12 protein-coding genes are annotated in these 13,839 nt (G+C 62.0%); 8 read left to right on the top strand and 4 right to left on the bottom strand.

Annotation, left to right across the window (positions count from 1 at the left end; translation table 11 throughout):
* Positions 1-20 precede the first annotated feature (20 nt).
* From CI15_RS21890 to CI15_RS21905, 4 genes are all read right to left on the bottom strand, one after another.
* Entirely contained in the window at positions 21-1,217 is a 1,197-nt protein-coding gene (locus CI15_RS21890) for an aminotransferase class V-fold PLP-dependent enzyme (protein WP_062130909.1), read from the bottom strand.
* 27 nt (positions 1,218-1,244) lie between these two features.
* Positions 1,245-1,718, bottom strand: coding sequence for a RidA family protein (locus CI15_RS21895; protein WP_062130912.1), 474 nt, complete (start codon positions 1,716-1,718; stop codon positions 1,245-1,247).
* A gap of 103 nt (positions 1,719-1,821) precedes the next feature.
* Positions 1,822-2,733: a transcriptional regulator GcvA gene (gene gcvA, locus CI15_RS21900; protein ID WP_062130923.1), complete on the bottom strand. Its 912-nt coding sequence runs from the start codon at positions 2,731-2,733 to the stop codon at positions 1,822-1,824.
* Between the two features lie 80 nt (positions 2,734-2,813).
* Positions 2,814-4,109, bottom strand: coding sequence for an L-fuconate dehydratase (locus CI15_RS21905; RefSeq protein ID WP_062130926.1), 1,296 nt, complete (start codon positions 4,107-4,109; stop codon positions 2,814-2,816).
* A 189-nt stretch (positions 4,110-4,298) separates the two neighbouring features.
* Here CI15_RS21905 and CI15_RS21910 point away from each other — a divergent pair, with 189 nt between their 5' ends.
* The 8 genes from CI15_RS21910 to CI15_RS21945 all read left to right on the top strand — a co-directional run bounded on the left by CI15_RS21910 (position 4,299) and on the right by CI15_RS21945 (position 13,682).
* Positions 4,299-5,060 carry a GntR family transcriptional regulator gene (locus tag CI15_RS21910; RefSeq protein WP_062130930.1) on the top strand — a complete coding sequence of 254 codons (762 nt, stop codon included), beginning with the start codon at positions 4,299-4,301 and terminating at the stop codon, positions 5,058-5,060.
* 91 nt (positions 5,061-5,151) lie between these two features.
* On the top strand, positions 5,152-6,669 hold the full coding sequence (locus CI15_RS21915; RefSeq protein WP_062130932.1) for a sugar ABC transporter ATP-binding protein: 1,518 nt from the start codon (positions 5,152-5,154) through the stop codon (positions 6,667-6,669).
* Positions 6,670-6,682: 13 nt separating this feature from the next.
* Positions 6,683-7,711, top strand: a complete 1,029-nt coding sequence (locus CI15_RS21920) for an ABC transporter permease (RefSeq protein WP_062130935.1) — start codon at positions 6,683-6,685, stop codon at positions 7,709-7,711.
* Positions 7,712-7,840: 129 nt separating this feature from the next.
* Complete coding sequence (locus CI15_RS21925) at positions 7,841-8,782, top strand: ABC transporter substrate-binding protein (RefSeq protein WP_062130938.1); 942 nt, start codon at positions 7,841-7,843, stop codon at positions 8,780-8,782.
* A gap of 217 nt (positions 8,783-8,999) precedes the next feature.
* Positions 9,000-10,949, top strand: a complete 1,950-nt coding sequence (locus CI15_RS21930; RefSeq protein ID WP_062130941.1) for a putative bifunctional diguanylate cyclase/phosphodiesterase — start codon at positions 9,000-9,002, stop codon at positions 10,947-10,949.
* A gap of 29 nt (positions 10,950-10,978) precedes the next feature.
* On the top strand, positions 10,979-11,401 hold the full coding sequence (locus tag CI15_RS21935; protein ID WP_062130944.1) for a hypothetical protein: 423 nt from the start codon (positions 10,979-10,981) through the stop codon (positions 11,399-11,401).
* Positions 11,402-11,517: 116 nt separating this feature from the next.
* Complete coding sequence (locus CI15_RS21940; RefSeq protein ID WP_062130947.1) at positions 11,518-11,742, top strand: hypothetical protein; 225 nt, start codon at positions 11,518-11,520, stop codon at positions 11,740-11,742.
* Positions 11,743-11,975: 233 nt separating this feature from the next.
* Entirely contained in the window at positions 11,976-13,682 is a 1,707-nt protein-coding gene (locus tag CI15_RS21945) for a purple acid phosphatase family protein (protein ID WP_062130961.1), read from the top strand.
* Positions 13,683-13,839: the final 157 nt, after the last annotated feature.

The raw sequence follows: 13,839 nt of genomic DNA on the forward strand, positions 1-13,839 counted from the left end.
GGAAGCGACGCTCGTGGTACTCAATGCGTCAACGTTCGTATCCCCGCCAGCAATTTATCAATTTCGGCGTCGGTGGTCAGATAGCTGACCGACGCACGCGCAATCTGTGTCAACCCTCTGCTCGTCATATCGAACGGCGTGTATGCGACACCGTTCGAGCCGATCGTAATGCCCTGGGTCGCCAGAGAACGTCGCACCGAAAGAGCATCCATGCCGGCGACGTTGAACGATACGAGTCCGGATCGTTCAATCCCCTGATCGAGCACGGACACGCCCGGCAGCGCGGCCAATTGTTCGCGCAATGCCTGTGCGACCTGATCGATCCGCGCATGGATGTTGTCGATGCCGATTTCCAGCGCTTCCTCCAAAGCATTCGCCAATCCGCAATGCAGTGCTATCGATGCCTCCGACGACTCGAAGCGCACGGCATCGTCGCGCAGTACAGGTTCGCCATGGGCATCGAGCGGCGCGGAATACGTGTCGACGAAGGCTGGCGTCAGGCGAGGCAAAAAGTCCCGTCGCACGTATAAGAGCCCAGTGCCGCGCGGTCCGCGCAGTGCCTTGCGGCCCGGGCCGGCCAGAACGTCGCAACCCAGCTCGGCCACATCGATCGGAAGCTGTCCGACGGCCTGCGCCGCATCGATGAAATACGGAATGCCGTGACGGCGTGCAATCTGACCGATTGCGGCGGCCGGATTGATCAGTCCGCCATTCGCCGGCAGCCACGTCAGTGCAATCAGCCGGACCCGGTCGTCGAGCATCGCTTCGAGCGCGCGAGGATCGACCCTGCCGCTGGCATCCGATGGAATCGGCTCGATCGATGCGCCGGCACGTTGCGCCACCAGACGCATGGTCGCGAGATTGCCGCCCCATTCGTGCCGCCCGACGAGGATGCGTTGCCCTGCGCGCCACGGCCCCAACCCCGCGAACGCGGCGCCCCAGCCCGGCGAATTGCCTGTCGTCAACGCGATCTCGGCAGGCTGCGCGTTCAGCAATCGCGCGGCGAGCGTGCGCGCGCGCTCGGTCTGTTCGGCGGCGGCCGCGCCCGCTTCCATCGGTCCCATCGACGCTTCGCGCACCAGGTGCGCGTGAATCGCGTCGAGCGTGGCAGCCGACGGCAGCGACGCGCCAGCGTGATTGAAATGCGTCGTCGTGCGAACGCCGGGCGTGCGAGCGCGTAAAGCATCCACGATAGCGGGCGACAGCGGAGAAGACATTGGCGGCTCCGAGGTGATGAGTTGAGTTCAGGTGTTCTTCAATGCAATCACGGCTTCGACTTCGACGGCGACTCCCGCCGGCAGCGACGCGACGCCTACCGCGCTGCGCGCGTGACGGCCGGCCTCGCCGAAGATCTGCACCATCACGTCGGACGCGCTATTGGCAATCACACTTTGAGCACTGAATGCCGGCGTGCTCGCGATGAATACGTTCAGGCGCACGACGCGTGCCACGCGATCGAGCCGGTCGTCTGTCGCCGCGACGATCTGCGCGACGACACCGAGCGCCGACTGCCGCGCGGCCTGAGCGCCTTCGTCGTCGCTGATATTGTCGCCGAGACGTCCGAGATACGCAGGCTGTCCGTTGTGGCGTGAGATCTGACCGGAAATGTGGAGCAGATCGCCCTCGACCACGAAGGGCACGTAGTTGGCGGCGGGTGCCGACGCGGATTCGAGCGTCAGGCCGAGGCTGGCGGCGCGGCCGGTAATCGAAGCTGTCATGAGGAGCGTACCGTTGGGTGACGAGAAAGCTTCGATGCTAGGGATTCGCCGCGCGCGTGACCAACGAATTTTCGTGCTCGACGCATGAGCCAGACTAATGCGTTCAGACAAGCGGGTCCTGCTGCGCCGTTTGCATGATCCACGAGCGGAATGCGCTCGCGGCGCCATCGAGCTTGCCCTTGCGCGTGACGAGCCACCACCCGATGCGCGGATCGTCGAGCGCCGCGCCAGGCAGCGCCTGCACCAGCGAGCCTTGCGCTAGCTGCTGCGCGATCAGCCGATGGCGGCCCATCGCGATGCCCTGTCCGGCGAGCGCCGCTTCGACGACGATGTTGTAGTCGTGCAATTGCACGCGTTGCGCTTCGCCGAGATCGAGGCCGGCATGTCGCGACCACGCTTCCCATTCGAACGAGTGCGTCGAATACGAAATGAGCATGGGAAAGCGCAGCAGGTCCTGCGGTTTGCGCGGGCGCTTTTTGCCGGCGATCAGTGACGGAGCGCATACCGGGGAAAGACGTTCGGACATCAGCTTTTGCGAAGCGACGCCGGGCCAGCCGCCGCGTCCGTAGCGGATCGCGACGTCGACTTCGCCGCCCGGCACATTGGCGAGTGCGATGTCCGGTTGCAATTGCAGCTCGATGTCGGGATGCGCGAGCGGGAAAGTATGCAGACGCGACGCGAGCCAGCGACTCGCGAATGAAGACAGCAGGCCGACGCTCAGCGCTTTGCGTTCGGTGGAGAAGGCGCGGATTTCGCTGGTACCGAGTCGCAGCAGTTCGAAAGCCGCATGGACTTTCGCATAGTACGCCCGGCCTTTGTCGGTGAGCTCGATGGCGCGGGTCTGGCGCTCGAATAGCGCGATGCCCAGATCGGCTTCGAGCTTCTGGATCTGGTGGCTGACCGCGCTTTGCGTCACGAACAATTCTTGCGCCGCGCGGCTGAAACTGAGGTGCCGCGCGGCGGCTTCGAAGGCGCGCAGAGAAAGAAGAGGCGGTAAGGGGCGGGTGGAACGCATCGTATCGAGCGATGACAGCGTGAGCGAAGTCTGCCGTTATACGCCTGAAGCGACGCAAATAGAACCCTTACCGTCCAGCTTCATTGCTGCCAGGCCTCTCCTTCGGGAAACCAGTACTTCTCCAGCGACTCTTCCAGCATCTCGATGCTGTACCCCGGCTTTTGCGGCGGCATATAGTGCCCGTTGCGAATCACGACGGGATCCACGAAATGCTCGTGCAAATGATCGACGTATTCGAGCACGCGATTTTCCAGTGACGCCGACACGCAGATATAGTCGAACAGCGAAATATGCTGCACGTACTCGCACAAACCGACGCCGCCCGCATGGGGGCACACCGGCACACCGAACTTCGCGGCCATCAGCAGCACGACGATCACTTCGTTGAGTCCGCCGAGCCGGCAACTGTCAATCTGGCAAAAGTCGATTGCCTCGGCCTGCAGGAGTTGCTTGAACATCACGCGATTGTGGCAATGCTCGCCGGTCGCGACGCCAATCGAACCGAGCCGGCGCCGAATCTCCGCATGACCGAGGATGTCGTCGGGACTCGTCGGCTCCTCGATCCACCACGGGTCGAACTCGGCGAGACGGCGCATGTTCGCGATCGCTTCGTCGACGTCCCACACCTGGTTCGCGTCCATCATCAGCTTCAGGTTCTCGCCGATCTCTTCGCGCAGAATGCGCGCGCGCCGTACGTCCTCTTCCAGATCGCCGCCGACCTTCTGCTTGAAATGCGTCCATCCCTGCGCGACGCCTTCGCGCGCGAGACGGCGAATCTTGTCGTCTTCATAACCGAGCCAGCCCGCGGATGTCGTATAGGCAGGATAGCCGTGCGCGAGCATTTCCTTTTCGCGCTCGCCTTTGGTTTTGGCATGCCGGTGCAGCATGGCGAGCGCTTCTTGCGGCGTGATCGCATCGGTCACGTAGCGAAAATCCAGACAGCGCACGAGCTCTTCCGGACTCATGTCGACCAGCAGCTTCCAGACCGGCTTGCCAACCGACTTCGCCCACAGGTCCCACACCGCGTTGACGACCGCCGCGGTGGCCAGATGGATCGCGCCTTTATCCGGGCCGATCCAGCGTAGTTGGCTATCCGAAGTAAACGCGCGCCAGAAGGCGCCCATATTCGTGGCGATATCTTCGAGCTTCTTGCCGACGATCAGCGGCATCAGCGCATTCACGGCCGTCACGCAGATTTCATTGCCGCGTCCAATCGTGAACGTGAGGCCGTGGCCGGTGAGATTCGGCGTGTCGGTTTCGAGCGTGACGTAGGTGGCGGAGTAGTCCGGTGCCGCATTCATCGCATCGGAGCCGTCCAGCGAGCGTGAAGTGGGAAACCGGATGTCCCGAACGGACAGTCTTGTGATCGTAGTCATTTGTGCGCCCTCCGGGGCTATGGCTATCGGCTTGTCGTCTGCGAACACAGACGGATCGGCTTCGTGCGCACGTTCTTCGTGCGCGTTCCTGCTTCGCGTACGGGTTAGCCCGTAGTTCCCAGATACCAGGCACCTCTAGGTATTCCCAGGCATTTGTACGCGTTGACAACACGGCAATCACTTTCTAGCATGCTAGCATGTCTTCTCGAAATCAAGGCCTTCGTGAACTCCTCAGCCGAACTGGAGAATGCCGCCGGCAATCCTTATGTCGCACTGCAAAAGATTCGCGGTGGCGAGCGCGGCAGCTTGACCGACGCGGTCGAGGCGGCGTTGCGCGAAGCGATCGTCACGCTGGCGTTGGAGCCCGGCATGATGATCGACAAGATGGCCGTGTGCGAACGGATGGGGGTGTCACGCTTTCCGGTGTCGTCCGCGTTGGCGAGGCTTGCGCATGCCGGGCTCGTCGAGGTTTTGCCGCAGCGCGGCACGCGCGTCAAACCAATCGCGCTCGACGACATCCGCCAGCATCTGTTCATCCGCAGCGCGCTGGAAGTCGAAACCGTGCGCGGGGTGGCGCGGATGCATGACCCGGCGACGCTCGATGCCTTGGCCAGCAATCTCGACCAGCAGCGCAGTCTGGCCGGAGGGGGCGACCGTCTGGCGTTTCATGCGCTCGATCTGGGTTTCCACGAGATCCTGCTCGACGCGGTGAAGCTGCCGCGCGTGAAGGAGATCGTCGCGGTGTCGCGCAATGCGCTGGACCGCGCGAGGCAATTGCTCGCGAGTCCGGAACGGCTCGTGCATACGCTGGAAGAGCACGAGAGCATTTTCAAGGCCCTGTGCGCCGGCGACGGCGATGCGGCCGCGAAAGCGATGCACGACCATCTCGACCAGGTCGTCGCCGAATTGCACCGGTCCGCGAAAGCGCGGCCGGATCTGTTCGAGCCTTGAAGGAAAGCTCGAATGAAAGCCGTTGTTCAAGCTGTAGAGACCTCCACTGTAAAAGCGTTGGTGATATAGGCAGCCGTCGGCAGATCAGCACATGAACCCACTTATTTCCGTCAACAAGCTTTGCAAGAGCTTTCCGGGCGTCAGAGCGCTTCATGACGTCCGCTTCGAACTCATGGCCGGCGAGGTCCATGCGCTGATGGGCGAGAACGGCGCGGGCAAGTCGACGCTGATGAAAATTCTCGCCGGCGTCTATACGCGCGATTCCGGTGAAATTTTCTTCGACGGCAAGCCCGTCGATTTTCAGGGTCCGCGCGACGCGCAAGCGGTCGGCATCGGCATCATTCATCAGGAACTGCAACTGATGAATCATCTGAGCGTCGCGCAGAACATCTTTATCGGCCGCGAGCCGCGCAAGGGTCTCGGTCTCTTCCTCGACGAAGACAAACTGAATGCACAGGCGCGCGAGATCCTCGCCCGCATGCACGTGAATATCGATCCGCGCAAGATGGTCGGCACGTTGACCGTGGCGAGCCAGCAGATGGTCGAGATCGCAAAAGCGCTGTCGTTCGATTCGCGCGTGCTGATCATGGACGAGCCCACGTCGGCGCTCAACGACGCCGAGATCGCCGAGCTGTTCCGGATCATCCGGCAATTGAAGGAGCGTGGCGTCGGCGTCGTCTATATCTCGCACAAGATGGACGAGTTGAAGCAGATCACCGATCGCGTCACGGTGATGCGCGACGGCGAATACGTGGCCACCGTACCGACCGAGGGTACCAGCGTCGAGACGATCATCGGCATGATGGTCGGGCGCACGCTGAGCGACGTGGCGCCCGTGGAGCGCGCGCCCGAGAAAGGCGAACTCGCGCTCGAAGTGAAAAACCTCGTCGCGGGTCCGCTCGTGCGCAACGTCAGTTTCGAGTTGCGCAAGGGCGAGATACTCGGCTTCGCCGGCTTGATGGGGGCGGGCCGCACGGAGGTTGCGCGCGCTGTGTTCGGCGCGGACCCGGTCGAATCGGGCGAGATTCTCGTGAAGGGCGTCAAGACGTCGATCAGGAAGCCTAGCGACGCGGTCAAGCGCGGCATCGGCTACCTGTCCGAAGATCGCAAGCGCTTCGGTCTCGCGACCGGGATGGATGTCGAATCGAACATCGTGATGTCCGATCTCGGCAAGTTCCTGTCATTCAACATGTTCCTGCGGCGCGGACAGATTCGCAAACGGGCGCAGCACTTCATCAAGCTGCTTGCCATTCGCACGCCATCCGCGACGCAGCAGGTGCGGCTCCTGTCGGGCGGCAATCAGCAGAAGATCGTGATTGCGAAATGGCTCGAACGCGACTGCGACGTGCTGTTCTTCGACGAACCGACGCGCGGTATCGACGTCGGCGCGAAGAGCGAAATTTACAAGCTGCTGCGCTCGCTGGCATCGCAAGGCAAGGCGATCGTGATGATCTCGTCCGAGCTGCCTGAAGTTCTGCGCATGAGCGACCGCATCGTGGTGATGTGCGAAGGCCGCATTACCGGCGAGCTGTCCGCCGCCGACGCGACGCAGGAGCGCATCATGCATCTCGCGACGCAGCGCGAAACCCTGAAAACGGCACAAGCCTGAAGAGGTCTACGACATGACATTGCAAACGGATACCGCGGCGCTGGATAACGAACGGCGCACTTCCGGGCTGAAAGCGCGCATCTTCGCGCCGACTGCGGTGCAAAAAATGCTCGCGTTCGCGAGTCTCATCCTGCTGCTGGTTTTCTTCAGCTTCGCGTCGCCGGCCTTCATGCAGATGGACAACATCCTCGGCATTTTGCAGGCGACCGCGGTGAACGGCGTGCTGGCCATTGCCGCCACTTTCGTAATCATTACGGGCGGCATCGATCTGTCGGTCGGTACGTTGATGACATTCACCGCCGTCATTTGCGGGGTGTTTCTCACCTACTGGCATCTGCCGATGTGGACGGGCGTACTCGCGGCACTCGCGACCGGCGCGGTGTGCGGCACGGTATCGGGCACGTTGACCGCGAAAATGAAGATCCCGCCATTCATCGCGACGCTCGGCATGATGATGCTGCTCAAAGGGCTTTCGCTCGTCGTGTCGGCCGACAAACCGATCTATTTCACCGACACCGAGAACTTCTACCGTATTTCCCAGGACTCGCTAATCGGCTATTTCCTGCCGAGCGTGCCCATTCCGAATGCGGTGCTGATCCTGTTCTTTCTCGCGATCGTCAGCTCCATTACGCTCAATCGCACCGCGCTCGGCCGCTATACCTTCGCGCTCGGCAGCAACGAAGAGGCGGTACGGCTTTCGGGCGTCAATGTCGATCGCTGGAAGATCGCGATTTACGGCGTGGGCGGCGCGATCTGCGGCATCGCGGGCCTGCTGATCGCGTCGCGGCTCAACTCGGCGCAACCGGCGCTCGGCCAGGGCTACGAGCTCGATGCGATCGCCGCGGTCGTGATCGGCGGCACGTCGCTGAGCGGCGGCTCGGGCACGATACTCGGCACCATCATCGGCGCTTTCATCATGAGCGTGCTGACCAACGGACTGCGCATCATGTCGGTCGCGCAGGAGTGGCAGATCGTCGTGACTGGTCTGATCATCATTCTGGCGGTGTATGCGGACATCCTGCGGCGCAGCCGGAGAAGTTGACGCGGGAGCAAGGAAGCAACGCAACAGCAGCACAAGCAGTGAACGCAGAAGCAGGAGAGAGAGGGGCGGGTGAAGGCTCCCTCGAAAGCTCGATAGCGGCTTGATAGCCCAACCATTGGAGGAGGCCCCATGTTGAAGAGAAGACTAATCGGTATCGTGGTCGGTGTCGGTGCGCTCGTCGGCGGAACCAGTCTCGCGTATGCGGACGAGCCGTATATTCCGCTCATTTCGAAGGGCTTCCAGCATCAGTTCTGGCAAGCCGTCAAATCGGGCGCCGAGCAGTCCGCGAAAGCGAACAGCGTCAGGATCACGTTCGAGGGACCGGAAACGGAGGCGATGGTCGACAAGCAGATCGACATGCTGTCGGCCGCGCTCGCGAAGAAACCGCAAGCGCTCGGCATTGCGGCGCTCGACAGCAAGGCAGCCATCCCGCTGCTCAAGCGCGCGCAGAACGACAAGATTCCGGTGATCGCGTTCGACTCGGGCGTCGACAGCGACATTCCATTGACCACCTGCGCGACGGACAACATTGCCGCCGCCGCGCTCGCCGCCGACAAGATGGCCGAGCTGATCGGCAACTCCGGCGAAGTCGCCGTGATCGTGCACGACCAGACCAGCCGCACCGGTGTCGATCGCCGTGACGGTTTCGTCAATCAGATCAAGTCGAAGCATCCGAACATCAAGATCGTGTCCGTGCAGTACGGTGCCGGCGACCACCTGAAGTCGGCGGAAATCGCCAAGGCGATGATCCAGGCGAATCCGAACCTGAAGGGCATCTTCGGCGCGAACGAAGGTTCGGCGGAAGGCGCGGCGATCGGGGTCAAGGAATCGGGCAAGAAGCTGGTGCTGATCGGCTTCGACTCCGGCAAGGAGCAGAAGGAGAACATCATGTCGGGCCTGATGGCCGGCGCGATTACGCAGAACCCGGTTGGTATCGGCAAGTGCGTGGTCGACTCGGCGGTCAAGGCGCTGCATGGCGAGAAACTGCCGAAGAAGGTCGACACCGGCTTCTACTGGTATGACAAGACCAATATGAACGATCCGAAGATCGCGGCGGTGCTGTACGACTAAGCGAGCCTGACGATCCCGCTCCGGCTGGCCGGGGCGGCCGGCATCATCAAAAGAGGAAGAGCGGCGCTCTTCCTCTTTTTTATTGCCCATTCGCGTGGCGGCTAGTCATTTCACGCCATTGCACGTATTAATCTGATATTTTACGTTTATGTAATCGTTGCACGAACCGTCCATTCGCATGCCGACTCGGACCCGCTAACCGCCCAACGCGTAGGTCATGGCTTTTACCGAACCCAGCTCGCCATTTTTCAAGTGGGTCGTGTCCTGCGCCCAGAATCTGAGCCCTGACAACCGGCAGATTCTGCTTGCTAATCTGTTTACGCGGACTGCTTCGATCATTTTCGCGTCGATTTGCGAAATCAGTGTTTGCGCGACGGCGTATTACCTTTATCCGATTCCACTGTACGCCGGCTGGGGCATCGCGGTCGTCGCCTTGCTGATTGCAAGGCTCCTGCTGATCTGGCTATGCCGCACGCGCGCCGCGCGAGGGCTGCCCACGCCGACTTCCGCGTTTATCTTCGCGAGTCTTTTGTGGAGCGCGCTATTCGGCTTCGGCACGCTCCTGTGCAATATCAGCGGGAGTCCCACGCTGTTTCTCCTTGGAAACGTTTGTGCGGTCGGTGTGATCGGTGGTTTGGCGGGACGTAATGCGGGTACGCCTCGGCTCGCGTTATTGCAGATCATCTTTATTCTCGGTTTTCTGAGTGTCGGCGCGGCGATGTCGCCGGGCAACGGCAAGCTGGTGCTGCTTTTTCAGGCGCCGTTTTGCGCGGCCGGCTTTTTCACGGTCGCGCTGCGCAGTAATCGCGACACGGTCGCACTGCTGCTCGCGCGCGATACCAGTCATCGTCTCGCGCGCCAGGACAGCCTGACCGGACTGCCGAATCGCGCGCGCATCAGCGAGTTGCTGCTCGAACGCACCGGCGAGGATTCGAATCGGCAGGGCGAGTCGTTCGCGGTGCTGCTGATCGATCTCGATGGCTTCAAGGCGATCAACGACAGTCTCGGCCATGCCGCCGGCGACCAGATTCTTCAGGAAGCGGCGACGCGTTTGCGCGATTTGCTGCCGAGCGGCGATCAGGTTGGCCGTCTGGCGGGCGACGAGTTCGTGGCGATTTCCGACGGCGCCGGGCAGCTTCGCGACGTGCGCGTGCTGGCCGATCGCATCGTCAGAACGCTGGCGCGGCCGTTCGTGTTGAGCGACGCGCTCGTGCATATCGGCGCGAGCGTCGGCATCGCGCTCTATCCCGAGCATGCGAAAACGGGCCCGCAATTGCTGATCTGCGCCGATCGCGCGTTGTATGGCGTGAAGCGCAGCGGCAAAAGCGCGTTCGCGATTTTCGACGCCGAGAAGCACGTGTCCGACGAAAGCCTGAGCCTGTTGCGCAGCGATCTGGAAGGCGCGCTGAAATCGTTCAACGGCTTGCGCATGGAGTATCAGCCGATCATCGATCTGAATACGGGCGCGGTGGCCGGCCGCGAGGCGCTGCTTCGCTGGACCCATCCGACGCGCGGCGAGCTGTCGCCGTCCGCGTTCATTCCGACCGCCGAGCGCACCGGCCTGATCCTGCTGTTGGGCGAATGGGTGCTGCTGCAATCGTGCACGGCGGCGGCGACGTGGCGCGACAAGGTGATCGTCGCGGTCAACGTCTCGCCGGTGCAGTTGCGCGAGGAATCGTTCGCGTCGACGGTCACGGCAATACTTCGGAAAACCAGGCTTTCGCCGATGCGCCTCAATCTCGAGGTCACGGAAACGGCGCTATTGAACGACGACGAAGTGACCCGCCGTAATATCACCCGATTGCGCGCACTGGGCATCGGGCTCGCACTCGACGACTTCGGCACCGGCTTTTCGACGATGTCGACGCTCGTGCGCTTTTCGTTCGACAAACTGAAGATCGACAGCTCGTTCGTCCGCGAATCCGTGCATCGGCGCGAATCGGCGGCCGTGGTGCGCGGCATCGTCGCGCTCGCGCGCGAGATCGGCATGCCGACCACGGCCGAGGGCATCGAGACCCAGGAGCAGCTCAATTTCGTGCGCGTTTGCGGTTGCACGCATGCACAGGGTTTTCTGCTCGGCAGACCGGTGCATAACGACGAAATCGAGCAGGCCGAGGCAGTGCTCGATGCGCGTGTCGCCGACAAGGCCGCACCCGCGGACTTCTGATAATCGTTACCGACACGATCGAGGCGGTGATGTCTTCACCCTTGCAATTTCAGTTGCGAATCACGGTAACGGCGGAACTCGCCCAATCGCTGCGATCGGACGTTTCATGTGCGGGGCACCCAGCGCTGCGCGCCATTTTGCAAACGCATCACGCAACGCTCAAATGCCAGTTCGATGCATTCGCCGACTATGTCAGCGAAGCGGAAAGAAGGGGCACCGAGCACTATCCGCTTTATCAATGGACGCGGCAAACCATCGAGAACCCGGAGAAAAAAGCGAAGTACCTGCAATCGTTCACGCTCTATGTGAACGGCGACGAAGTGTATGGCAAGGACGTCGCCGATGCATTGGAGGCCGGCTTGTCGAAACTGATCGACACCAACGGCATTCTTCGCGTTTCGAGGTACGACACGAATCCGGCAAACAATCCGCAGCCGCCCGCGCGCACGTGAGGCATCCGCTTACATTTCACTCCGAAAGCTTCACGGTCAGGTGGCTTAACAATTGACGACACACCACGAAGTTCGTGAGACGATGCAGTTTCACTTATTTTTTGTGGGAGTGCGACATGGGACTTCTGGACGAAGTGGGCAAGATTGCCGGTGCGGTTGCCGCCGTTGAAGCAGCGGAGAAAGTCGATCCGGAAGCGGGCCTGCTGACGAAAGGCGTGGCCGCTATCGCCGGCTTCGAAGGCGCCGGCAAGCTCGAATCGCTGGTGGAAAACAAAGAAGAACAGAAGCCAGACGACGCCAACAACGCTCAAGCCGCGGACGACGCGAGCTCGCAGACCTGAGCGGACGTAACGTGAATTGCCGGTTGCCTGCGCGGGATCGAATCACGCGCAGCACCGGCAATATGTTCTTGTAAGCGCTTCGATATCCATCCTCTTCTCTCGCTGTTCGTCCGATGTTTTCATCGGGCTGTCATCGCCGTCCGGCTACGATCCCTCGTCACTTTCCGTCCGCGCTCGCCTCGCGGGGCGTTGTTTTGCGCTGGCATTCTTCCACCTGAACAACCATACCGGACATGTCGAACAGAAAAATCGTCAAGACAACGCACGCCGATGAGCACGGCGCATCGATCGTTTCGCGTCGCGGCTTTCTGAAGTTTGCCGGCGTATCAGGGCTCGCGACGGCGGCGGGCGCACTCGCATCGACCGCGCGCGGCGCGAACAGCGACACACCCGATGGCACGCCCGAACAGATTCACCTGACCTGGGGCAACGACCCGACGAGCGAGATCACGGTGTCGTGGTCGTCGCTCGCACCCGCGGTCAATCCGCAGGTTCGCGTGAGCGGCGCGAATGGCGGGGATCACGCCAAACGGACGGTGCACGCGGTGCAAAGCACCTACACCGACGGCATCAACGGCGAGGTCGTGTTCAACTATCACGCGCGCCTGCGCGACCTGAAGGCCGACACGAACTACCAGTACGAAGTGACGGCCGACAACGACGGCAACGCGTCACAGCCCTTCACCGCGAGTTTTCGCACCGCGCCGCACGGTCGCACGCCGTTTCGCTGGACGAGCTATGGTGACCTCGCGACGCCGAATACGAACTGGGTGCTGTCGTCGCCGCAGAGTCGCTTCGCAGTGGCGGCAGTCGAGCGCTTTCAACCGCTGTTCCATCTGCTGAACGGCGACCTCTGCTACGCGAATCTGAACCCGACGCAGCAGCCCGAGGTGTGGCGCGATTTCGGCAACAACGCGCAGACCTCGGCATCGAACCGGCCATGGATGCCGTGCCCGGGCAATCACGAACTCGAATTCAACAACGGCGAGCAGGGGTTGGCGTCGTATCTGTCGCGCTACTCGCTGCCCGATAATCACACGCGTTTTCCGGGGCGCTGGTACACGTTTCGCGTTGGCTCGGTGCTGTTCATTTCGCTCGATGCGGACGACGTCGTCTATCAGGACGCCGCCGCGTTCGTCGCGGGTCCCGCGCCGCTGACGCCGGTGGCGAGTACCGGCAATCCGCCCATACCGGCGGGCACGTCGCTCTACGTGCGCGGCTATAGCAATGGCGAGCAGACGCGCTGGCTCGAAAAAGTGCTGCAGCATGCGTCGCACGATAACGACGTGGACTGGATCATCGTCCAGATGCATCAGGACGCGCTGAGTTCGTCAAAGACCGGCAACGGCTCCGACAAGGGCATTCGCGAAGCGTGGCTGCCGCTGTTCGACCGCTATGGCGTCGATCTCGTGCTGTGCGGCCACGATCACGACTACGAGCGCAGCTATCCGGTGCGCGGTTGCAATCACAACAAGGGCACCGACATCGCGACGGGGCGCCCGGTCGATACGCTGCAGCCGAAGCCGATCATGTCGGCGGTATCGGCGGGCGCATCGACGTTCGATACGAGCCACGGCACGATTCACCTGATTCTCGGGGGTGGCGGCACGAGCGCGCCGCTTGACGTGTACGGCGTCGATACCGGTACGGGCCTACCGCAGGCGCGCATCTTCACGAAGCCGAATCGCCCGGTGCCGTCGACGAGCGCGGGCACGTTCGTGCGCGCGAGCGCCGATGCGGTCGAAGACGCGATCTGGTCCGCGCAACGCGACACCGGCACCGGCTACGGCATCGCGGTGTTCGATTACGATCCGGGGGAGCCGGGCGGCGACACGACGATCACGATGAACTACTACCATGCGCCGGGCGCGGATCAGACGCCGACACAGGACTATGAACTGTTCGAGACGATCGGGTTGAAGAAGAAGCGGCGCGGGTAGAACGATCGCTATTTCTTCAATCGTCTCCGTGCCACCGAGGGCCGCTCATCATGAGCGGCCCTTGTGTTTGTGCGCTCCCCGCAAGCGCAATCGTGTATTCATTTTGTTACACGTCTTACGGCCAAAGACGGCCGTGGTTACAAAGCCCTTTCGAAAG

It is taken from the genome of Paraburkholderia monticola (assembly GCF_001580545.1).
GTDB lineage: Bacteria > Pseudomonadota > Gammaproteobacteria > Burkholderiales > Burkholderiaceae > Paraburkholderia > Paraburkholderia monticola.

Excerpts from the sequence above, each read along its gene's own strand:
- CI15_RS21915 (WP_062130932.1), top strand. The coding sequence starts at position 5,152 with ATGAACCCACTTATTTCCGTCAACAAGCTTTGCAAGAGCTTTCCGGGC.
- CI15_RS21930 (WP_062130941.1), top strand. The coding sequence starts at position 9,000 with ATGGCTTTTACCGAACCCAGCTCGCCATTTTTCAAGTGGGTCGTGTCC.
- CI15_RS21910 (WP_062130930.1), top strand. The coding sequence starts at position 4,299 with ATGCTAGCATGTCTTCTCGAAATCAAGGCCTTCGTGAACTCCTCAGCC.
- CI15_RS21940 (WP_062130947.1), top strand. The coding sequence starts at position 11,518 with ATGGGACTTCTGGACGAAGTGGGCAAGATTGCCGGTGCGGTTGCCGCC.
- CI15_RS21935 (WP_062130944.1), top strand. The coding sequence starts at position 10,979 with ATGTCTTCACCCTTGCAATTTCAGTTGCGAATCACGGTAACGGCGGAA.
- CI15_RS21925 (WP_062130938.1), top strand. The coding sequence starts at position 7,841 with ATGTTGAAGAGAAGACTAATCGGTATCGTGGTCGGTGTCGGTGCGCTC.
- CI15_RS21905 (WP_062130926.1), bottom strand. The coding sequence starts at position 4,109 with ATGACTACGATCACAAGACTGTCCGTTCGGGACATCCGGTTTCCCACT.
- CI15_RS21920 (WP_062130935.1), top strand. The coding sequence starts at position 6,683 with ATGACATTGCAAACGGATACCGCGGCGCTGGATAACGAACGGCGCACT.
- CI15_RS21945 (WP_062130961.1), top strand. The coding sequence starts at position 11,976 with ATGTCGAACAGAAAAATCGTCAAGACAACGCACGCCGATGAGCACGGC.
- CI15_RS21895 (WP_062130912.1), bottom strand. The coding sequence starts at position 1,718 with ATGACAGCTTCGATTACCGGCCGCGCCGCCAGCCTCGGCCTGACGCTC.
- gcvA (WP_062130923.1), bottom strand. The coding sequence starts at position 2,733 with ATGCGTTCCACCCGCCCCTTACCGCCTCTTCTTTCTCTGCGCGCCTTC.
- CI15_RS21890 (WP_062130909.1), bottom strand. The coding sequence starts at position 1,217 with ATGTCTTCTCCGCTGTCGCCCGCTATCGTGGATGCTTTACGCGCTCGC.